The sequence below is a fragment of the Martelella mediterranea DSM 17316 genome (assembly GCF_002043005.1).
GTDB classification, from domain to species: domain Bacteria; phylum Pseudomonadota; class Alphaproteobacteria; order Rhizobiales; family Rhizobiaceae; genus Martelella; species Martelella mediterranea.
On record NZ_CP020330.1, the window covers coordinates 2,387,790 to 2,408,557 of the forward strand.

The following is a 20,768-nucleotide window of genomic DNA, read 5'->3' on the forward strand; positions in this document are numbered from 1 at the left end:
TTGTCGGCCTTTTCCGGCCGGTTTTTAGCGTCAGCAGCAATAATTGCGATTGGGGTCTTTGTCGAGTGTCAGCCGCTATGTCGCGCGCGGGTGGTCGGCACGCCCTGGGGGGCGAGAGCCGGCACCAGCACCTTGCGCGCGGCGCGGGCGGCGACGGGAAGGCCCTGATAGAGCCGTTTCTGCGCCTCGATGATGTTGACGCCGGCAAAGGCGGGCCAGAAGGTACGGCCGGAGCGCTCGAAACTGGAGCGGAATTTCAGGATTGCGCGGCTTTTCGACGGCGGAAAGAACAGCGCCTCGGCAAAAGCCGCGGGCGTGAAATTGGTCTCGCGCAGCAATTCGATGATCTGGCCCTTGGAATAGGGCCGGCCATTGCCGAAGGGCGTATGTTCGAGACGCGCCCACACGCCGCGCCGGTTGGGGGCGACGATGACGACCCTGCCGCCGGGCGCCAGCACCCGCCATAATTCGCGCATGGTCTCGCGCGGGGCCTCGGCGAATTCCAGCGCATGCACCAGCAGGACGCGGTCAATGGACGCATCCGGCAGCGGCAGTTCCTCTTCATGGACGAGGACGGTTGCCGACGGGCCGAGCGGCGGCCAGTTGATCGCGCCCTGCGAGGCCGGCATCAGCGCCATGGTTCTTTCGGCCTCGCCGGCGAAGCGGTCGAGATAGGGCAGGCAGTAGCCGAGCCCCGCCAGCCTTTCCTCCGGCAGCGCCTGCCAGATCGGCGTCAGCGCCATCGTGATCGAATGGGCGGCAAGCCTTCCGAGCTCGGTGTGATAAAACGCGCGCAGGTCTACGATATCGGCATTCATGAGCTGAGGTTGACCCGGCTGATGGTTGGACTTCAATGTCCACCGTACTACATTGAACTCCATTGAGTAAGCAATTGCGAGGCCTGATATGCGTTCACTGGAAATTGCCGTCTTCATGTGCCGCTCCGACAATTACGGTGTCCTGGTGCACGAGCCGGAAAGCGGCAAGACCGTCAGCATCGACGCGCCCGATGGCGAAAAGGTGATGGCCGAGGCCGAACAGCGCGGCTGGACGATCACCGACATCTTCACCACCCACCACCACAAGGACCATGTCGACGGCAATCTTGTCATCAAGGAGAAATACGACTGCCGCATCGTTGGGCCGATCGAGGAGGCGGTGGTGATACCGGGTCTCGATCTCGCCGTGTTCGAGGGCGACGAACTCGAATTTGCCGGCCACAAGGTGGAGGTGATCGAAACCCCCGGCCATACCGCCGGCCATATCTGCTATCATTTCGTCGAGGATGGGCTGCTGTTTGCCGCCGATACGCTGTTCGCCATGGGCTGCGGCCGGCTGTTCGAGCGACCGGCCTCCGATATGTGGCCGTCTTTGCAAAAGCTGATGGCGCTGCCGGACGAGACCGAGGTCTATTTCGGCCATGAATATACCCTCGCCAATGCCAAGTTCGCGCTCACCATCGATCCCGACAATGCGGTGTTGAAGGAACGGGCGGAAGCGGTGGCGGAGCTGAGGGAAGCGGGCGGCTTTACCATTCCGACCACGATCGGGCTGGAGAAGAAGACCAACCCGTTCCTCAGGGTGGCCGATCCGGCGATCCGCAAGGGGCTCGGCATGGAAGAGGCGAGCGACGCCGAAGTTCTGGCCGAAATCCGCAAGCGCAAGGACAATTTCTGATGACCGCCGCCGCGATCATCGAAGCGCTGGGGCTCCAACCCCATCCCGAGGGCGGATGGTTTGCCGAGACATTTCGTGATTCGGCCGGCGGCGGGCGCGGGGCCTCGACGCTGATCTACTTCCTCTTGAAGGCGGGCGAGCGGTCGCACTGGCATCGCCTGCATACAGCCGTCGAGGTCTGGCACTATTACGCCGGCGCGCCCCTGAAACTGATGCGCTCCGCCGACGGCAAGGTGGTGGAAACGCAGATGCTCGGCCCGGACATCGCGAACGGCGAGCGCCCGCAGGGGGTGATCCCCGCCGGATGCTGGCAGGCGGCCGAGACCACCGGCGATTTTACACTGGTCGGCTGCACCGTCGCCCCTGGCTTCACCTTCGAGGATTTCGAACTCGCCGAACCGGGTTGGGCGCCCGGAGGGTGAGGTGAGCGGTTCTGTTTCACGGTCGTTCAGCCGATGTACACACTCCAGGGGCAGCGATCTTTATGTGGCCGTGAGACTTGCACCCAATACTCTCTCCCGCTGGCGGGAGAGATGCCCCGACAGGGGCAGTGAGGGTGGCGCGGCATTTCAAATTTTGAGGGCGTTCGCGGTGATAGTCTCCCCCCTCACTGTCGCTTTCGCGACATCTCTCCCCTCCGGGGCGAGAAGATTGGGGGGCTGTGCGGTGGGGTCCCGCATGACAGCCGGGCGTCAAATAAAGGGTCGGAGGGTGGCTCCCGAGCTCCCGCTCAAAGTTCCCGCTTAGGAATTCTTTCCTCTGATCATGTCCCGCGCCGCGATCACCGCGCCGCCGGTAATCAGCAGGCAGGCCACGATCACCCGCCAGCCGGGTTCGCCGAATCGGGCGATGATCAGGATGATGGTCGATAGCAGCGGCGCGGCATAGCTTGCCGCCCCCAGCACCTGAATATTGCCGTGCTTGACGCCATAGTCCCAGGCGTAGAAGGCAAGGCCCACCGGAAACAGGCCGAGGCCCGCGACCGCCAGCCACTGGCCGAAATTTTCGGGCCAGACCGTGGTTTCAAGCCCGATATGGCAGAGTAGCGAGAGCAGGGCGGTCGCAAGGCAGAAGCCGGTGACGACATCGGTCGAGACCTTGGAGAAGGAGCGCGAGGCCAGCGAATAACCCGACCAGGTGAAGGCGCAGAGGAAGGCGGCGAAATAACCGAGCGCGTATTCCCCGCTGAAGGCCAGCCCGCCGCCGCGGGTCACCAGGATCGCCGTACCCGCGAAGCCCGCAAGCGCGCCGATGATGTGGTGGGCTCTCAGCCGCTCGCCCGGAAGCAGCGCCGAACCGACCACGATCAAGAGCGGCCAGAGATAGGCGATCAGCCCGGCATCGACCGCCGGCGCGTTTCTGAGCGCGGTGAAATACAGGAAATGATACCCGAACAGGCCGGCAATGCCGACGATCCAGACTTTCGCCGGCTGGCGCAGCCGCTGCAGGCGCTCCGGCCGCGCGATCAGCACCGCAATCCCCGGCAGGCTGGCGATGGCGAATGCGATCGCCGAAAGCTGGAACGGCGGCACATTCCCGGAGGCAGCGGTAAACAGCGCCAGCAACGACCACATCAGCACGGCTGAAAAGCCGATCAGGGTTGCACGCATGCTCATGATGCTAGCGCGGAAGGCCGAATTTGGAGGCGTAGATCGTCAGCCGGCCGATCTTGAGAGGGATGTGGGCCATGACCGGGGCGAACACGTTCAGTTCCTCATTATAGGCGAACCAGACGACCAGTTCGCGGGAATTGGCGAGGTACTCGATGTCCTCATCCTTGCGCTCATAGCCGGCCACCGGCTTGAACCGGACGGCACAGCCGATCGCGCGGCCGGAAAAGCCTTTTGTGGAAAACGGCCGGCTTCCCGCCGACGCCATCTCAAGCTCAAGCCGTGTTTCGCCGTCGAAGATCGAGACCGTGGTGGCGCAGGGGTTGTTGGAGGGCGGCAGCAGCAGCGCGGTAACCGGGTCGATCACATTGCGCAGATGTTTCGGCTTCACCTCGACCCAGTTGTCTGCGCGCGGGCCGGGATCGGGTTCGATGGTGGATTTCGTCACGCGCTTGTTGGAAAAGGTGGCGGCGTAATCGCGGGCGTAGTCACCATCGCGGTAGATGAGCTGGAATTCCCGCGTTTCCGGCTTGCCGTTTTTCCACAACCCGTCGGCATCGACCTTCACCGCGATCGAGGTGAACAGATTGCCTATCCCCGCCGCCTCGATATCGGCATTGATATTGTATTTGCCGTCGGCGACCGTGGTGTTGAACACGGCATCGGCGATCTTGATGCCAGAAAACGACAGCGTGTAGACGGTCTGCTGCTTGATATCCTCGGCTTGCGCGGCGGGCGCGGCAAGAAGCGCCGCAGCGAGTCCGAGCGATTGAAGAAGTTTAGCTGCCATATCCCGCACCCGTCCATTGAAGTTCGATCACCCCCCGTTTATGTCGTAGCTGGCGTCAAAAAAACAGTCGTTAATTTTTTGTCCGCCGCGAAAAACCGCCAAATCGCCTTGACCTTTGGCGAAGGCAAGATTATAGAACCGCAACTTTCCAATGAGCCGCCAATTGGATCGCGGGGCATGGCTGTCCCGTTGAAAGCCTTGGCCAAAGAAGAACAAGTAGGTGAAACCATGTCCCGCATGTGTGAATTGACTGGCAAGGGCGTGATGTCCGGCAACAATGTAAGCCATGCCAACAACAAGACCCGTCGCAAGTTTCTTCCCAATCTTTGCCGGGTAACCCTGATGTCGGAAGCAACCGGCATGAGCTATCGCCTGCGCGTTTCGGCGGCAGCGCTTCGCTCCGTTGAGCATCGTGGCGGTCTCGACGCATTCCTGCTGAAGTCCGGCGAGCGCGATCTTTCGCCGCGCGCCCGCCTTCTGCGCAAGGAAATCATCAAGAAGACGGCCGAACAGGCCGCCGCCTGATTTCAGGCATTCTGACTGAACTGGAGAGCCTTGCCGCCAGCCGGTAAGGCTCTCTTTATTCGTTCTCCAGCTGGTGGCATCACCCAGGGTAAAAAAATGCGACAGACGCAATCCGTGCTTATCTACAGCCTGCTGATGGCAGGCGTCGTGCTTCTTTCCAACATTCTCGTCCAGTATCCGGTTTCCGGAACGCTGTATGGCATCTCGCTCGCCGATCTTCTGACCTGGGGCGCGTTCACCTATCCGCTCGCCTTCCTGGTCAACGACCTCACCAACCGACAGTTCGGCCCGTCGGCCGCGCGCAAGGTGGTGATCGCCGGTTTCGTCGTAGGCGTCGCGTTTTCCTTCTACGCATCCGTGCCGCGAATCGCGATCGCCTCGGGCACGGCGTTTCTGGTCGGCCAGCTTCTCGATATCTCGGTTTTCAACCGCCTGCGCCGTCAGACATGGTGGAAGGCGCCGCTGGCGGGCTCGCTGTTCGGTTCGGTGCTCGACACGGTTCTGTTCTTCTCGATCAGCTTCGCCGCCATCTTCGCCTTCATCGGTCCGAATGATGATTTCGCGCTCGGCACGGCGCCGCTTCTCGGCGTGTTCGCGCTCGAAGCGCCGCGCTGGATCTCCTGGGCGCTCGGTGACCTTTCGGTCAAGCTCGCCTTCAGCCTGATCATGCTTCTGCCCTATGCGGCGCTGATTTCCTGGCTCAGGCCCATGCGCACCGTCAACGGCTAGCTATGGCTACCGCCTCGCGCGGGCCGTTTTCGACGATGTTGTCATAGGCTTTGAGGATCGCGGCGCGGAAGGCGGGATGCGCCGCCAGATCCGCGTCGAAGATCGTATCGATGGCAATGAGGCCGTCGACCAGCGCCTCGCCGTCGCGTTCGCGTGCCATAGCCAGCAATTGTTCGGCAAGCGGGTCGGTCAGCGTGCCGCCATTATCCGCCGCAAGCTTCACGAATCGTATCCAGCCGGCCACGGCGAGCGCCAGCAGCGGAAAGGGTCTGCCGGCTGCGATATTCTCCTCGACCGAATGCAGCAGGCGCTGCGGCAGTTTCTGGCTGGTATCCCAGGCGATCTGGCCGGTGCGGTGTTTCAATTTCGGGTTGGCGAATCGGGAGATCAGGTCGTCGGCATAGGCCTCGATATCGACGCCCTCGATCGCGGGCAGCGTCGGACGCTGTTCATCGAGCATCAGGCTGCGGGCGGCCTTGCGGAACACCGGATCGGCCATGCAGGCATCGACCGTCTCGATCCCTGAGAGGCTGCCGAGCATCGCCAGGAAGGTGTGCGCGCCGTTCAGCATTCTGAGCTTCATCATCTCGAACGGGCGCACGTCGTCGGTCAGCATCGCCCCGCCCTCGGCATAGGGCGGGCGGCCGGCGGCGAAGTCGTCCTCGATCACCCATTGGCGGAACGGCTCGCAGACGATGCCGTTGTCGTCCGCCACGCCGCCATTGATCTCCTTCAGCAGCGCGCGCCCTTCGTCATCAAGCGCCGGCACCACCCGGTCGACCATGGTGCCGGGGAAGGTGACATGGGCGTCGATCCAGTCGGCCAGCCGGCCGTCGCGCTGATGGGCGAAGGCGAGCACCGCGGCGCGCACCAGCCGGCCATTGTCGGGCTGGTTGTCGCAGGAAAGCACGGTGAGGCCGGAAAGCCCGGCCGCGCGGCGGCGCGCGAGCCCCGCGACGATGACGCCGATCGCGGTTTTGGGATTTTCCGGGTTTTCCAGATCGGCGCGGATGCCCTTATGGTCGAGATCGAGCTGGCCGTTGCGGCAGCAATAGCCTTTTTCCGTGATCGTCAGGCTGATGACGGAGAGCGGCTCGGAGGCGATCAGGTCGAGCAGCGAATCGATGCCGTCGCGGACCGGATGGCAGGTGCCGACGACCACGGCGATCTCGCGCGCGGTCACGCCATTGCCGTCGACCTCGGCCACGAGGTAGCGTCGTTCCGCGTCATCGAGCGCCGAAAGCTCTTCCGCGCCGGAGTTCAGCCGGCAGGCCACGACGCCCCAATCGCCGCCGGCGGCGTTCAGCCCTTCCTGCAGATAGACCATCAGATGGGCGCGGGCGAAGGCGCCGAAGCCGATATGGAGGATACGCGGGCGGAGCGAGGCCGGATCGAAATTGGCGCGGATGACGGTTTCTGGCATCGGAACTCCTCGTGCATGCCTGACATATTGCAGTCAGCTTATCGGGGTCGGCGGCGGCTGCGGTCAAGCAAAGTTTGCATGTCATCGGCCGGAGCGCCAGAATGCAGCCTCGCTCAAAGGGCGCGGAACTTTACCCGGCGCGAACCGTTTCTAAGCGCTATCCATCCAATCCAGCGAGGGCAATGTGGCCGGACGCGTTCTTCTTCAGTTTTTCCATTGGTATTATCCCGACGGCGGCAGGCTCTGGAACGAGGTGGCCGAAAAGGCCAGAAGCCTTGCCGATATGGGCATCACCGACGTCTGGCTGCCGCCGGCCTACAAGGGCTCCGCCGGCGGCTATTCGGTGGGCTACGACACCTATGACCTGTTCGATCTCGGCGAGTTCGACCAGAAGGGCACCGTCCCCACAAAATACGGCGACCGCGATGCTCTGGAGGCCGCCTGCAAGGCGCTGGCGGAACACGGGATCGGGGCGATCCACGATGTCGTGTTCAACCACAAGATGGGCGGCGACGAGCGCGAGGCGGTCAAGGTGCGCCGCGCGAACCCCGATGATCGCAACGAGATCGAGGATGAGGCCTTCGAGACCCATGCCTATACCCGCTTCACCTTTCCAGGACGGCAGGGCAAATATTCCGAGTTCGTCTGGAGCCAGAAGTGCTTTACCGGTGTCGACTATATCGAGGACCCGACCGACACCGGCGTCTTCCGCCTCGTCAACGAATATGGCGAGGGCGAATGGCATAGCGAGGTCGACGAGGAGCTTGGCAATTACGATTATCTGATCGGTTCCGACGTCGAGTTCCGCAACCGTGCGGTCTATGAAGAGCTGAAATACTGGGGCAGATGGTTTGCCGAACAGGTGCCCGTCGCCGGCTTCCGGCTCGATGCCGCCAAGCACATCCCCGCATGGTTCTTCCGCGACTGGATCGGGCATATGCGCGAAAGCGTGAAGGAAGACCTGTTCGTGGTCGCCGAATACTGGCATCCCGATATCGGCGCGCTGGAGAACTATCTGGAGCTCGTGGATCGCCAGCTCCTGCTGTTCGATGTCGGCCTGCACCACCGTTTCCACGATGCCTCCAAGGGCGGCGGCGATTTCGACATGCGAACGATTTTCGATGGGTCGCTGCTTTCGGCGCAGCCCGAGCATGCCGTCACGCTGGTGGAAAACCACGACACCCAGCCGCTGCAATCGCTGGAGGCCGCCGTCGAGCCCTGGTTCAAGCCGCTTGCCTATGCCCTGATCCTGATGCGCGAGCAGGGCGTGCCGAGCGTCTTTTACGCCGATCTCTACGGCGCGGACTATCGCGACAAGGGCAGCGATGGCGAGGAGTACGACATCGTGATGCCGAAGGTCGAATGCCTGCCGGCGCTGATCTCCGCCCGCAAGCGCTTCGCCAATGGCGGCCAGACTGACATGTTCGACGACCCGAACTGCCTTGCGATCGTGCGCCATGGAACCGACGAGGCGCCGGGCTCGGTCACGGTGCTCACCAATGGCGAGGAAGCCAGCAAGCATGTCGAACTTGGTGAGGGCCATGCCGGGGCGAGCTTCCGCGATTTGCTCGGTCATCGTGAGGATACGGTGACGGCGGATGAGAACGGCAATGCCGATTTCCCGGTCAATGGCGGCAGCGTCAGCGTCTGGGTGCGAGAGGATGCGCTTTGAATGCCTATCCGCGCGGCAGCGTGCGGAAGGCCTTCTTCGCGGGCGAGCCCTGCCATTCGGGATGCTCGGCTTCCGCCTGTTTCCACGCCTCAGCCGAGCGCCGGTAGGCCATGGGCGAGGCGATTTTCGGGATATGCGCCAGCTCCCAGTGGATGCCGTTGATGGGATCGTCGAAAAAAACGCCGTAATAGCCAGGCGCATAGACCGGATATTCCGCCGGCGTCTCCGTTACAGGAACGCTGTTTGGAACGAGGAACTCCCGATGGAAGCGGTCGACCTCCTTCCGGTTCTTCGCCCACAGCGCGATATGGTGGATGCCGGTGGCGCGCGCCTCGTGGTCGAGCTTTTCTCCGGTTTTCGCCGGCTGGATGCCGATATAGCTGTGGGGGAACGGAAACCTGGCCATGTAATAGGTCGAATGGTAGCCGATATCCATGGTCCAGAAGCTCTTGTAGCCCAGCCAACCGAACATCCGGTCGTAGAACGCCACCGAGTTCTCGTAGTCGAGAACCGAGAATTCAACATGATTGACACCGCGCCAGCGCATTGTGCATCTCCTGTCTTGCGGCGGAATTGGACCTCGCCGTGATTTCGTGTATTCACGTTTAGACCGCTGGTCTAAAATGTCAATGAAGGCGGATTGATGGCTGCGGAAGACAAGAGAAAGCCGATGGCGGAGGGCGACACGGCGCTCGCAAGGCTCGAAGCGCTGGCGCCGGATCGCCGCGCGCGCCTGCTGGACGCGGCCGAGGCGGCTTTCGCAGAGGCCGGCTTTGCCGGCGCTTCGATGAATGCCATCCTGACCGCGGCCGCCATGAGCAAGGGGCAGGCCTATTACTATGTTCATGACAAGGGCGATCTCTATTCCGCCGTGATCGAACGCGCGCTCGGAGACCTGGTTGATCGGATGGATTTTTCCGCGCCCTTCCAGGCCGCCACGATCGATGCGTTCTGGAGCGGCCTTTACGCGGCGTTCGCGCGTCTCTCCGGGCTGTTGAGCGTTGATCCCGTCATGGCGGCACTCGGCCGGACAATGTATGAGGGCCCACAGACTGAGAAAGCGCTCGAAGCGCCGCTGGCGCGGATCAGGCGTTCTCTGGAACTGCTCGTGGAAAAGGGGCAGGGGCTGGGCGCTGTCCGCTCCGACATGCCGCGCGCGCTGATCGTCGACATGGTACTTTCCGCCGCCCGTGCGCTTGACCGATGGTTTGCGGAAAACTGGGACAATCTCTCGCCGGAAGAGGCAGCGCGCCTCAATCTTGAGGGGCTGAAGATGATCCGGGCGATGGTCGCGCCCGCCAGTTGATCCGGCGTCAGTCGGCCAGCCTGAATTCCAGCATAAGCGTCTGCTGCAATACCGAATCATTATCGTCCGAAATGATGATCAGGTGGAGGCTGCCGTCGGGCATTGGAACAACGTCGAGGCCTTCCATATTGTCGATCCGGTTCAAACCGCTTGCCTGCATGATCACCGGCCCGTCCAACACCGCGCCGGCGCGGATCGTATCGGCGGGAATACGGCGGATGCGCATGCCGATGCCGCCCAGAAGCGAAAACCGCCGCTCCAGCAGCAGCAGGTCGCCATCCGGCAGGAAGGCAGCGTCGGTGACGTCGAATTCCTGATTCTTGACGACTTTGAAGATGCCCTTGCCGGGACCGGAAATGATGGCGGCGAACAGGTTTCCGTCGCTGTCGATGCTCTTTTCCGCCACCACCACGGTGCGGCCATCGGCATTGGTCGCCATCGCCTCGAGGCCGCCATTGGCGCGCAGCTCGTTGCGGGGAATCAGGAAATCGGGGCCGGGCTTCGCCGTTGCGTCGTCGTGGCCCTTCAGCGGGTACTGATCGATCCGGTGCTTGTTTTCGAAACCGACGAGGATCCGTCCGTCCTTGATCGTCATGCTCTCGGCATCCATGGCGACCTTTTTGGCATGCACGCCCTTGGCGTTCTTCATCGGCGTGACGGTCACGTCGGCGACGCCTGAAAGCCGGCCCCTGCCATCGCGGGTAATCTCGCCATCGACCCAGTGGCCGTCATCGGCGACCGCAATGAAGCGTTCGCCGCCGGGCAGGAAGCGGATCGCGGAAAGCGAATGCAGGCCGGAAAGCTTGAGCCCGCCGACGAATTGCAGCTCTCCGAAACGGGTCACGGCCGGATCGTCGTCGAAACTTTCGATCCGCGTGGAAGAGATATCCGCAGCCGAAGCCTGCGCGCTGACAAGCGCCAGCGCAAGAAGAAGGGCACGTATCATCTGGCGCGTCGGCGCGTCGGCGCCTCGGCGCCCTGTTCCTCGAACAGCGCGGCTAGCTGGTCGGTCATCGCGCCGGCCAGTTCGTCGGCATCGACGATCGTGACCGCGCGGCGATAGTAGCGTGTGACGTCATGGCCGATGCCGATCGCGAGCAATTCCACCGGCGAGCGGGTTTCGATATGTTCGATCACCGCCCGCAGATGTTTTTCGAGAAAGTTGCCGGGATTGACCGACAGCGTCGAATCGTCGACCGGCGCGCCGTCGGAAATCATCATCAGGATGCGGCGCTGCTCGGGCCGAGCCATCAGCCGGTCATGGGCCCAGATCAGCGCCTCGCCGTCGATGTTTTCCTTCAGCAGTCCCTCGCGCATCATCAGGCCGAGATTGGCGCGCGAGCGCCGCCAGGGCTGGTCGGCGGACTTGTAGATGATGTGGCGCAGGTCGTTGAGGCGGCCGGGGGCCGCGGGCTTGCCCGCCTCCAGCCATTTCTCGCGCGATTGCCCGCCCTTCCACGCCTTTGTGGTGAAGCCGAGGATTTCGACCTTCACGCCGCAGCGCTCCAGCGTGCGCGCCAGAATGTCGCCGCAGGTGGCGGCGACCGTGATCGGGCGACCGCGCATCGAGCCTGAATTGTCGATCAGCAGCGACACCACGGTATCGCGGAACTGGGTGTCGCGCTCCATCTTGAAGGAGAGCGGCTGCATCGGGTCTATCACCATGCGCACCAGCCGCGCGGTATCGAGATAGCCTTCCTCGAGATCGAAATCCCAGGAGCGGTTCTGCTTGGCCATCAGCCGGCGCTGCATGCGGTTGGCGAGCCGGCCGACCGCGCCCTGGAGATGGGCGAGCTGCTTGTCGAGATGGGCGCGCAGGCGCTGGAGTTCCTCCTGGTCGCACAGCTCCTCGGCGGTGATTTCCTCGTCGAATTCGGTCGAGAACACGCGGTAGTCGACCTTCTCGTTGAAATCGTCGAAGGCGGTGTTGGGGCGCTTGGTCTCGCCGGCGACTTCCGAGTCGGGATCGGCCTCGTCGTCGAGATCGGTATCGGCCACTTCCGCGCCGTCGAGCTCGCCCTGGTCCATCTCCTCGTCGGCGCTGTCGCTGTCGTCGGCGGAGGCGGAATCCTCGCCGGCCTGCTCCTCGACCTGTTCGTCGTTCTCGCGTTCGGAGCGCGGCTGCTCCTCTTCGGAGAGGTTTTCCTCCTCGTCGTCATTGTCGAGGTCGTCGCCGGCATAGTCGTCGGCCATTTCCATCGATGACAGCATCGAGCGGACAACCCGGGCGAAGGCGTCCTGATCGTCGATCGAGCTTTCCAGCCGGTCGAGATCGACGGCGGCCTTGTCCTCGATGAAATCACGCCAGTAATCGAGCACCTTTCCGGCCGAGGCAGGAGGCTTTTCACCGGTCAGCTTTTCGCGCACCAGCATGGCGACGGCTTCCGAAACCGGCGCGTCCTCCTTGCGGTCAATGGCGGCGAAATTGGCCTTTTCGTATTTCTCGGCATGCATGGCGGCAAGGTTCTTGGCCATGCCCGGCATGCGCTTCGCCCCGATCGAATCGATCCGCGCCTGCTCCACCGCGTCGAAAATCGACTGCGCCTCGGTGCCGCCGGGCGACATATGGGCGTGGGTGACGGGGTTGTGGCAGGCCATGCGCAGCGCCATGGAATCGCCGAGCCCCCGCACCACGGCAAGCTCCTCGGGTGTCGGGCGCTTGGAGAATTCCGGAAGCCGAATCTGGTGGCCGCTCATGCCCGGCCGGTCGCGCGAAAACACGACCTCCGCCTCGCGTTCGCCGGAGATCGCGCGCACGCAGCCGGACACGGCCCGGTGCAGCGGCTCCAGGTCTACGGGCGCGTACGGATTGGATTTTCGATTGTCGCCGGGACCGGCCATGAAAATTTCCTCAGGCGCTGATCACGACGTTGGCGGCGCTTTCCTTCAACTCCTCGCCGAAGGCGCGCTGATACTGCTCGGCCACCAGCGTGCGTTCCAGCTCGTCGCACTTGTTGAGGAAGGTGACGCGGAAGGCGAAGCCGACATCGCCGAAAATTTCGGTGTTCTCGGCCCAGTTGATCACCGTGCGCGGGCTCATCACCGTCGACAGATCACCGTTGACGAAGGCCGAACGGGTGAGGTCGGCAACGCGCACCATGTTGGAGACGGTTTCGCGGCCTTCCGCGCTGGCGGCGAAGCTCTTCACCTTGGCGAGGATGATGTTCACCTCCTGCTCGTGCGGCAGGTAGTTGAGCGTGGTGACCAGCGACCAGCGGTCCATCTGGGCCTGGTTGATCTGCTGGGTGCCGTGATAAAGCCCGGTGGTGTCGCCGAGGCCGACGGTGTTGGCGGTCGCAAACAGGCGGAAGGCCGGGTGGGGGCTGATCACGCGGCTCTGGTCGAGCAGCGTCAGCCGGCCCGATGATTCCAGCACGCGCTGGATCACGAACATCACATCCGGGCGGCCGGCGTCATATTCGTCGAAGACGAGGGCGACGTTGTGCTGATAGGCCCATGGCAGGATGCCGTCCTTGAACTCGGTGACCTGCAGCCCGTCCTTGACCACGATCGCATCCTTGCCGACGAGGTCGATACGGCTGACATGGCTGTCGAGGTTGACGCGCACGCACGGCCATTTCAGCCGCGCGGCGACCTGCTCGATATGGGTCGATTTACCGGTGCCGTGATAGCCGGAGACCATGACGCGGCGGTTATGGGCAAAGCCCGCGAGAATGGCGAGCGTGGTGTCGCGATCGAAAAGGTAGTCGGGATCGAGGTCGGGCACATAGGGGTCGTCGGTCGAATAGGCCGGGACTTTCAGGTCGACATCGAGGCCGAAGGTTTCACGAACCGAGACGGTGGTGTCGGGGAGGTTCGAATAGTCCAGATCGATCTTGCTCATCATTTCTCCAGCGCGGCTTCCGGGAAAAAAGCCGCTCAACGGTCTTTTATCTGCTCTTGATGGAAGTGTTCCTAGCAGAAGCCGGACTGCTTTAACAATTGGTATGCCTGCACCACGGCGCGAAAAGTTTCCTCCGAGCCGCGGTCGCCGCCATTGGCGTCGGGGTGGTGTTTCTTGACCAGCAGCTTGTACTGCTTCTTGATGTCGTCGGACGTCGCCGCGGCGGTCAGGCCCAGCGTATCGAAGGCCTTGGCCTCCAGCGTCTTCAGCTTGCGTTCGCGCTTCGGGCGCTGCGGCCGGCCATCCCTGCCGTCATGGACGAAGCCGAACGGATCGCGCATGCGCGCGGCGGACGCGGCATTGCCGGCTTTTCTTGAACCGTTGAGCGGCGTCTTGCGGGTGTCGCCGTTGACGCCGACGGTCCAGGTGGGGCGATGGCCGGTGAGCGCTTCCTTCTGATAGCGCGCGATCTCGCTGTCGGAGAGGCCCTCGAAATAATTATAGCCCTTGTTGTAGGCCTTCACATGCTCGAAGCAGAACAGGAAAAACTGCCCCTCGGCATTGCGGCCGACGGGGGCCTTGTGCTTTCCGGGCTTGTGGCAGCCGTCCCACTGGCACTCGGGCACAGCGGTCTCCGCATCGGCTGGTTTTGCCGTGGCGGGGCCCTTGCGCTTGGTGCGGAGGCGGTCGAAATATTTGGAATCTAGATTCATGGCGCGTGATTATGACCTTCCAAGCCCGCCACAACAAGAATTGACAACGGGATTTCTTACTGGCTTTCTGCCCTGTTAACGCGTTGACCACGGCGCGGGGTTCGCGAAAGCCGGTTTTTGACCTTTCCGTCCGACGCGCCACGCGCGACAAGGAGTGAAACGATGGCAATGGCCGCAGCAATCGAAGACCGGCTGAATACCCTGTTCAATCCCGAACGGCTGATTTTGAAAGACGAGAGCGCGCAACATTCCAGCCACTACAATGATCCGGACGCGCCCGAGATCACCCATTTAAGGATCAGGATCGTATCCGACAAGTTCAAAGGGATGAGCCGCATCGCACGACATCGTGCCGTCAATGAGGCACTCGGCCCGGAATTCGCCGATGGCCTTCATGCTTTGGCGATCGAGGCCGCAGCGCCCGACGAGCCGACGCGGTGGTAATGGGGTGAGGGTCGCGCTAAATCGCGACCCCGAAATGCCTCAGACCCTCGATCACGCCGTCGGCGATTTCGCCGCGGGCCTGATAGATACGGTCATTGCCCTTGGCAAGCGCCCTCAGGTCGTCATGGCCGTTGGCCGGGATGATGCCGCGCACGTCGGGCACGGTGAACATCGCGCTGTCATTGCCTGTGTCGCCGGCAACCACGACGTCATCATGGGCGATGTCGAGTTTCTGGCAAAGCCATGAAAGGCAGGCGCCCTTGTCGGCATTCTTCGGCAGGATGTCGAGATCGCGCTTCGACGAGTAGATCAGCTTGACCTCGAGCCCCTTTGCGGTCAGCGCATCCTCGATGGCCTGCAACCGGCCCTTCTTGGCGTTTTGCAGATACCAGCTCGACTTGTAGCCGTTCTGGTAGCGCTCCGGCTGGCGGATCACGTCGGGAATATTGGACATGATCCGCTCGACCGTCTCGACGTCGAAGGCGGTGCCGATGAAATCATCGAAGCCGCCGATGGGCAGGCCGTTGCGGTGGTCATGCGCCATGGTGCCGACGCCGCCGATCAGGAAATCGGGCTCGGGCAGGCCGACCATGTCGATCAGTTCGCGGATATCGTCGACGAGCCGCCCGCTGTTATAGACCAAGAGCGGGCGTTCGGCTTCGGGCACGGCCTCGAAGGCCCGGCGGAAGCGTTCCGTCGAGCCGTTGTCGCCGACAAGCGTGCCGTCGAGATCGGAGGAGAAAAGTCTGATCGCCATCGTCTCAGTCGCCGTCATTCCAGGGTTCGGCCCAGTCGCTGTCCTGCAGCGACTGCCGCATCGGGCGACCCTCGACCAGCGAGATCAATTGCTGGGCGATACCGGTCCAGGTGAACAGGCTGCGGGCCTTGTGCGCGCCCATGCGGGCCAGACGATTATAGAGCCGCTGATGCTTGAACGGCTTCATCATCATGATGCCCAGATCGTATTTGTCGAACGTGTCGGCAAACAGTGCATGGCGCCCGAAGCTGATCGCGCGGTAAAGTCCGCCATTGGTGGTGACCACCGTCGGCGTGCCCGATGCCATCGCCTCGATCGCCGTCATGCCGAAGGGCTCGTAACGGCTGGACAGCACGAACATGTCGGCCGCGCGATAGATATCCGGCAGGTCCTCGTCGGAGACATAGCCGGAGAAATGAACCTTGTCCTCGAGATCAAGTTCCTTCACCAGCGCCTTGAGTTCGTTGAGGATTTTCGTTTCCAGCTCGTCCATGTCCGCGCCACCGACGGCAAGCTGTAGCTCGGCGTCCGGAACCCGTTCGGCCATCACCGAGAACGCCTGGATCAGCAGATCATAGCCCTTGTTGGTGGCAAGCCTACCAAGCGCCAGCACGGTCTTGCCCTTGAAGCCGAACCGCTCGCGCAGCATGTTGCGGGTGGCGCCCGAGACCGGGTAGAAGCGGTTGTCGTCATAGCCGGGCGGGATCATGTAGACCCGGTCCTCGCGGATGCCGTAATCCTCCACCAGCATGTCGACCTGAAGCGGCGTCGTGGCGATCACGCTGTCGCAGGCGCGATAGATCTTGTTTTCGTGCTTGATCCGTTCGGTGAAGTTGAAGTCCTTTTCGAACTGCTCCTTCTTGTCGGGATAGTCGGTCTCCATTGTCCGCTTCTTCCACAGGCCGATCGAATGCGGGGTGTGGAGATGCGGGATGTGGAGCGCTTCGGCAAGCCTGAGGCCCGCATAGCCGGCGTCCCAGTAATGGGAGTTGATGAAGGTGTAATGGAGATCGTGCTCGCGCATGTAGCGCAGCGCATTCTCGCTCCATTCCAGCAGGTGCTTGTAGAGATATTCCTTGGGAATGAATTCCTTACCGCCGCAGGGGATGCGCACAACCCGGACGCGCTCGTCGACCTCGTCGATTTCCGGCTGATCCTCGAACCGGCGGGTATAGATATCGACCGAGAAGCCGAGCTGGGCGAGTTTTTTCGAAAGTTCCAGAATGTAGACGACCTGTCCGCCGGTATCGGCGGCGCCAAGCGGCGGATCTGCGGCAACATATCCATGTGTGGAAACAAGCGCGATATTGGGATATTTATCGGACCCGTTCTTGTCGGCCATCTTCAATCCTTCCTTGCAAAACAAAGCGTGGCGTGTCGGCGCGATTCGGTTCTGTATAATTGCCGGGAGGAGGCGAAAAGAATCGAACGGGCGCACGTCCCGCCTTTCTGTGAACGCACAACCGGCGCGAAGTGTTCCACGCAAACTTGAGCGATCCGGGGTTATGTGGAACATAGGGGAACAGTCCCATAAGGAAAACCCCTATGAATTCCTCCGCCCGCTTCCAAGATAATCCCGACGCGTTCCTGCGCAGGCTCTTCGATGTTGCCGTGGCCGCTGCCGATCCGATGAAGCAACTTTCACGATACTTGCCCGAGCCACCGAAGGGCCGCACGATCGTGGTCGGGGCCGGCAAGGGCTCGGCGCGCATGGCGGAGGCGCTGGAGGCTTGCTGGGAAGGGCCGCTCGAGGGCGTCGTCGTCACCCGCTACGGCCATGAAGCGCCCTGCAAGCATATCGAAATTCTCTCCGCCTCCCATCCCGTGCCGGATGAAGCCGGCGAGAAGGCGGCGAAACGCATACTGGAAACCGTTTCGGATCTGACGGAGGACGATCTGGTGATCGTGCTGATCTCCGGAGGCGGTTCGGCGCTGCTGTCGCTGCCGCCGGAGGGCGTGACGCTCGCTGACAAGATCGCCGTCAACAAGGCGCTGTTGCGCTGCGGGGCGGCGATCGACGAGGTTAATTGCGTGCGCAAGCACCTCTCGGCGATCAAGGGCGGCAGGCTGGCCGCCGCCATCCACCCCGCCCGCTGCCACACGCTGCTGATTTCCGACGTGCCGGGCGACGATCCGGCGATCATAGCCTCGGGCCCGACGGTCGGCGAGACGACCACGGTCGAGGATGCCAGGGCGATCCTGAAGCGCTACGAGATCGACCTGCCCGACCACGTTGCCCGCCATCTCGACACCGAGGCGGCGCGTTGCGTGACGCCTGACGATCCGCGTCTGGCGCGGGCGGAGAACCACATCATCGCCACCCCGTTCATGTCGCTGGAGGCGGCAGCCGACGCGGCGCGCGAGGCCGGGCTCGACGTGCTGGTGCTCGGCGATACGATCGAGGGGGAGGCGAAGGATGTCGGGATCGTCCATGCCGGTATCGCCGGCTCCGTCGTCCACCACGGCGTGCCCGCCAAACGGCCCGCAATCATCCTTTCGGGCGGCGAAACCAGCGTGACCGTGAAGGGTGAGGGAAGGGGCGGCCGCAATGTCGAATTCCTGCTCTCGCTTGCCGTCGAACTCAACGGGCTTGAAGGCGTCTATGCCCTTGCCGGCGATACCGACGGCGTTGACGGGCGCGAAGAGGTGGCCGGCGCCGTGATCGGGCCGGACACGCTCGAACGCGCGCGGTTGCTCGGCCTCGATGCCCGCGCCGCGCTTGCCGACAATGACGGACACGGATTTTTCGAGGCGCTGGGCGACCAGGTGATCACCGGCCCGACGCTCACCAATGTCAATGATTTCCGGGCAATTTTGATTCTCTGAATTGTAACCCGCATCGTGGAACCGGCGCGCTTGCGGCGCGCCGGCGGTCCGTGCGCGCGAAATCGCGGCGCGGCCGGCTGAATGTTCGCTCCATTTTACGCTTTGGTAACCATATTCGCACATTTTTTGCGGGAGCCCGCGCGGCGAATCCCGCGATGCGCGTCCGGCATCTGGTTGGTTGAAGTGGATTACCAATGCGTCGTTTTGTAACCGGTCTTGCAGGCCTTTGCGTTCTCGCGCTCGCTTCCTGCGCCTCCAACGGGGAGCGCGATACCACGATCCTCAAGACCGCGCTGCTGCCGGCTCCGGCGCGCGTTATCTCGGACGGTCCGAATGCCATCGAGGTCATCACCACGGGTTCGATTGGGGAGATCATGCCGATAGAGGAAGCGCCGCTGCAGCTCGGGTCCATCCATTCGCGAGTCGTGGACGGCGCCGATCGCGGCGCGCAGGTCATGACCATCAGCCTCGGCGAGGACGGCCGGCCGGAACACCATCCGCTCGCGGGCCGCACGATCTATCTGGACGAGACCCGAGACATCACGCTGGCACCGCTCGAAGTGGTGCTGACCTTTGATGACGGCCCGGTGCCCGGTCGCACCAATGTGGTGCTGGATGCGCTCGATGCTTATGGCGTCAAGGGCCTGTTCTTCATGGTCGGCCAGATGGCGCATTATTATCCCGAGACGGCGGCGATGGTCTCCGAAGGCGGCCACACGATCGCCACCCACACGTATTCGCACCCCTATCTGCCGGCCCTTGGCCATGACGCGGCCGTCGCCAATATCGACAAGGGCAGGGCGGTTGTGCAAGAGACGACCGGCGAGACGCCGTATTTCTTCCGCTTTCCTTATCTCGCCGAAAACGAATGGCTCGACCGTGCGCTTGCCAGCCGCGGCCTGATCCCTGTCGGCGCCGATGTCGATTCCCTCGATTATCGCGAGGCGACCACCGAGCAACTGGTGGAGCGGGTGATGCGCGGCCTTGAGGCCCGCGGCGGCGGCATCGTGCTGATGCATGATCTGCAGGGCCGCACGGCCCGCGCCATCGGCCCGCTGCTCGCGCGGCTGGAGGAGGGCGGCTACAAGGTGGTGCAGCTTAAATACGGCACCCCGCCGCTAAAGGACGATACGCTGGTGGCGCGGCTCCAGACAAATCCCCTGCGATAGCTTTCGTGCGCGCACGTACCGCAACGGCGTTCAACCGCCTTGAAATGCGCGATCCCGCGGTCTAGAACCGCCTCGGCCCGCCAGAGGCGCCGACATCCCGGATGGCGCGCGGCCAACAAGCACCGAGGGAGGCATCATGAGCCATCGTAAACTCTTTCTTCTGCCCGGCGACGGCATCGGCCCGGAAATCACCGAGGAATTCGTCAAGGTCATCAGCCTTTTGAACGACAAGGCCAGCGCGGGTTTTGAAATCGAGCGCGGACTTGTCGGTGGCGCGGCCTATGATGCCCATGGCAAGGCGATCTCCGACGATGACATGGCGCGGGCGATGGCTGCCGATGCGGTGATGTTCGCCGCCGTCGGCGGTCCGAAATGGGACAATGTCGCCTATGACGTGCGCCCGGAAGCAGGCCTGCTGCGCCTGCGCAAGGATCTGGAACTGTTCGCCAATCTGCGCCCGGCGATCTGCTATGCCGCTCTTGCGGCGTCGTCCTCGCTGAAGCCGGAACTGGTCGAAGGCCTCGATATCCTGATCGTGCGCGAGCTCACCGGCGGCGTCTATTTCGGCGAGCCGAAGGAAATCATCGACCTCGGCAATGGTCAGCAGCGCGCGATCGACACTCAGGTCTACGATACCTACGAGATCGAGCGCATCGCCGCCGTCGCCTTTGAACTGGCGCGCACCCGCGATAACCGCGTCTGCTCGATGGAGAAGCGCAATGTGATGAAGTCCGGCCTGTTCTGGAACCAGGTCGTGACGCGCGTTCACAAGGAAAAATTCGCCGATGTCGAGCTGTCGCACATGCTCGCCGACGCCGGCGGCATGCAGCTCGTGCGCGCGCCTAAGCAGTTCGACGTGATCGTCACCGACAACCTGTTCGGCGACATGCTCTCGGATGTGGCCGCGATGCTGACCGGCTCGCTCGGCATGCTGCCCTCGGCCTCGCTCGGCGCGGAAGATGCCGTCACCGGCAAGCGCAAGGCGATGTACGAGCCCGTCCATGGCTCGGCGCCCGATATCGCAGGGCAGGGCGTTGCCAATCCGCTCGCCATGCTGGCCTCGTTCGCCATGTGCCTGCGCTATTCGTTCAACATGATCGAAGAGGCTGAAGCGCTCGACGCCGCGATCGCCAAGGTGCTCGATGACGGGCTGCGCACCGGCGACATTATGGCGCCCGGCTGCCGCAAGGTCGGCACCAGCGAAATGGGCGATGCCGTGGTCGCCGCCTTTGCCGCCACGCTCGGCGTTTGAAGATGAAGGTCGGCGGCGGGGTTTATAACCG

Annotated in this window: 21 protein-coding genes; 10 read left to right on the forward strand and 11 right to left on the reverse strand. The window is 62.9% G+C overall.

Annotated elements, in window-relative coordinates; translation table 11 throughout:
* Nucleotides 1–68 precede the first annotated feature (68 nt).
* Nucleotides 69–818, reverse strand: coding sequence for a class I SAM-dependent methyltransferase (locus Mame_RS11160; protein WP_018063853.1), 750 nt, complete (start codon nucleotides 816–818; stop codon nucleotides 69–71).
* A gap of 88 nt (nucleotides 819–906) precedes the next feature.
* Between Mame_RS11160 and gloB the strand changes: the two genes are divergently transcribed.
* Together gloB and Mame_RS11170 are read left to right on the forward strand one after the other, a co-directional pair.
* A complete protein-coding gene (gloB, locus tag Mame_RS11165) occupies nucleotides 907–1,677 on the forward strand; it encodes a hydroxyacylglutathione hydrolase (protein WP_026173308.1) in 771 nt (256 codons plus the stop codon).
* Nucleotides 1,677–2,099 (forward strand): cupin domain-containing protein, encoded by a 423-nt coding sequence (locus tag Mame_RS11170; RefSeq protein ID WP_018063851.1) that lies wholly within the window; start codon nucleotides 1,677–1,679, stop codon nucleotides 2,097–2,099. Before gloB ends, Mame_RS11170 begins: the two co-directional genes overlap by 1 nt.
* A gap of 321 nt (nucleotides 2,100–2,420) precedes the next feature.
* On the opposite strand, the gene yddG is transcribed toward Mame_RS11170, so the two are convergent.
* Nucleotides 2,421–3,293, reverse strand: coding sequence for an aromatic amino acid exporter YddG (gene yddG / locus Mame_RS11175; protein WP_018063850.1), 873 nt, complete (start codon nucleotides 3,291–3,293; stop codon nucleotides 2,421–2,423).
* A gap of 4 nt (nucleotides 3,294–3,297) precedes the next feature.
* The gene (locus tag Mame_RS11180) at nucleotides 3,298–4,077 is read right to left on the reverse strand and encodes a DUF3108 domain-containing protein (RefSeq protein ID WP_018063849.1); all 780 of its coding nucleotides are present in this window, start codon (nucleotides 4,075–4,077) and stop codon (nucleotides 3,298–3,300) included.
* A gap of 228 nt (nucleotides 4,078–4,305) precedes the next feature.
* Here Mame_RS11180 and rpmB point away from each other — a divergent pair, with 228 nt between their 5' ends.
* Together rpmB and Mame_RS11190 are read left to right on the forward strand one after the other, a co-directional pair.
* Nucleotides 4,306–4,602: a 50S ribosomal protein L28 gene (gene rpmB, locus Mame_RS11185; protein ID WP_026173307.1), complete on the forward strand. Its 297-nt coding sequence runs from the start codon at nucleotides 4,306–4,308 to the stop codon at nucleotides 4,600–4,602.
* A gap of 96 nt (nucleotides 4,603–4,698) precedes the next feature.
* Complete coding sequence (locus tag Mame_RS11190; RefSeq protein WP_018063847.1) at nucleotides 4,699–5,331, forward strand: queuosine precursor transporter; 633 nt, start codon at nucleotides 4,699–4,701, stop codon at nucleotides 5,329–5,331.
* On the opposite strand, the gene Mame_RS11195 is transcribed toward Mame_RS11190, so the two are convergent.
* Nucleotides 5,321–6,754: a mannitol dehydrogenase family protein gene (locus Mame_RS11195; protein ID WP_018063846.1), complete on the reverse strand. Its 1,434-nt coding sequence runs from the start codon at nucleotides 6,752–6,754 to the stop codon at nucleotides 5,321–5,323. The two genes, Mame_RS11190 and Mame_RS11195, sit on opposite strands and share 11 nt — an antisense overlap.
* Nucleotides 6,755–6,938: 184 nt before the next feature.
* Between Mame_RS11195 and amyA the strand changes: the two genes are divergently transcribed.
* Nucleotides 6,939–8,426 (forward strand): alpha-amylase, encoded by a 1,488-nt coding sequence (amyA, locus tag Mame_RS11200; protein ID WP_018063845.1) that lies wholly within the window; start codon nucleotides 6,939–6,941, stop codon nucleotides 8,424–8,426.
* A gap of 4 nt (nucleotides 8,427–8,430) precedes the next feature.
* On the opposite strand, the gene Mame_RS11205 is transcribed toward amyA, so the two are convergent.
* Nucleotides 8,431–8,973 carry a VOC family protein gene (locus Mame_RS11205; protein WP_018063844.1) on the reverse strand — a complete coding sequence of 181 codons (543 nt, stop codon included), beginning with the start codon at nucleotides 8,971–8,973 and terminating at the stop codon, nucleotides 8,431–8,433.
* A 96-nt stretch (nucleotides 8,974–9,069) separates the two neighbouring features.
* On the opposite strand from Mame_RS11205, the gene Mame_RS11210 reads away from it, so the two are divergent.
* Nucleotides 9,070–9,732, forward strand: a complete 663-nt coding sequence (locus Mame_RS11210) for a TetR/AcrR family transcriptional regulator (RefSeq protein WP_018063843.1) — start codon at nucleotides 9,070–9,072, stop codon at nucleotides 9,730–9,732.
* Between the two features lie 7 nt (nucleotides 9,733–9,739).
* Here the strand turns inward: Mame_RS11210 and Mame_RS11215 are convergent, their stop codons facing one another.
* The 4 genes from Mame_RS11215 to Mame_RS11230 form a co-directional block, all read right to left on the reverse strand.
* On the reverse strand, nucleotides 9,740–10,678 hold the full coding sequence (locus Mame_RS11215; protein WP_018063842.1) for an esterase-like activity of phytase family protein: 939 nt from the start codon (nucleotides 10,676–10,678) through the stop codon (nucleotides 9,740–9,742).
* Nucleotides 10,675–12,573 (reverse strand): cobaltochelatase subunit CobT, encoded by a 1,899-nt coding sequence (cobT, locus tag Mame_RS11220; protein WP_018063841.1) that lies wholly within the window; start codon nucleotides 12,571–12,573, stop codon nucleotides 10,675–10,677. The genes Mame_RS11215 and cobT overlap by 4 nt, the downstream gene beginning before the upstream one ends.
* 10 nt (nucleotides 12,574–12,583) lie before the next feature.
* Nucleotides 12,584–13,576 carry a cobaltochelatase subunit CobS gene (cobS, locus tag Mame_RS11225; RefSeq protein WP_026173305.1) on the reverse strand — a complete coding sequence of 331 codons (993 nt, stop codon included), beginning with the start codon at nucleotides 13,574–13,576 and terminating at the stop codon, nucleotides 12,584–12,586.
* Between the two features lie 71 nt (nucleotides 13,577–13,647).
* A complete protein-coding gene (locus tag Mame_RS11230) occupies nucleotides 13,648–14,289 on the reverse strand; it encodes a J domain-containing protein (RefSeq protein WP_018063839.1) in 642 nt (213 codons plus the stop codon).
* A gap of 162 nt (nucleotides 14,290–14,451) precedes the next feature.
* On the opposite strand from Mame_RS11230, the gene Mame_RS11235 reads away from it, so the two are divergent.
* The gene (locus Mame_RS11235) at nucleotides 14,452–14,733 is read left to right on the forward strand and encodes a BolA family protein (RefSeq protein WP_026173304.1); all 282 of its coding nucleotides are present in this window, start codon (nucleotides 14,452–14,454) and stop codon (nucleotides 14,731–14,733) included.
* A 16-nt stretch (nucleotides 14,734–14,749) separates the two neighbouring features.
* Here the strand turns inward: Mame_RS11235 and Mame_RS11240 are convergent, their stop codons facing one another.
* Nucleotides 14,750–15,490, reverse strand: a complete 741-nt coding sequence (locus Mame_RS11240) for an HAD-IIB family hydrolase (protein WP_155122086.1) — start codon at nucleotides 15,488–15,490, stop codon at nucleotides 14,750–14,752.
* Nucleotides 15,491–15,494: 4 nt separating this feature from the next.
* Nucleotides 15,495–16,832: a glycosyltransferase gene (locus Mame_RS11245; protein ID WP_018063836.1), complete on the reverse strand. Its 1,338-nt coding sequence runs from the start codon at nucleotides 16,830–16,832 to the stop codon at nucleotides 15,495–15,497.
* A gap of 203 nt (nucleotides 16,833–17,035) precedes the next feature.
* Here Mame_RS11245 and Mame_RS11250 point away from each other — a divergent pair, with 203 nt between their 5' ends.
* From Mame_RS11250 to leuB, 3 genes are all read left to right on the forward strand, one after another.
* Complete coding sequence (locus Mame_RS11250) at nucleotides 17,036–18,316, forward strand: glycerate kinase type-2 family protein (protein ID WP_018063835.1); 1,281 nt, start codon at nucleotides 17,036–17,038, stop codon at nucleotides 18,314–18,316.
* Nucleotides 18,317–18,510: 194 nt separating this feature from the next.
* A complete protein-coding gene (locus Mame_RS11255) occupies nucleotides 18,511–19,485 on the forward strand; it encodes a polysaccharide deacetylase family protein (RefSeq protein ID WP_018063834.1) in 975 nt (324 codons plus the stop codon).
* Nucleotides 19,486–19,621: 136 nt separating this feature from the next.
* The gene (gene leuB / locus Mame_RS11260) at nucleotides 19,622–20,737 is read left to right on the forward strand and encodes a 3-isopropylmalate dehydrogenase (RefSeq protein ID WP_018063833.1); all 1,116 of its coding nucleotides are present in this window, start codon (nucleotides 19,622–19,624) and stop codon (nucleotides 20,735–20,737) included.
* Nucleotides 20,738–20,768: the final 31 nt, after the last annotated feature.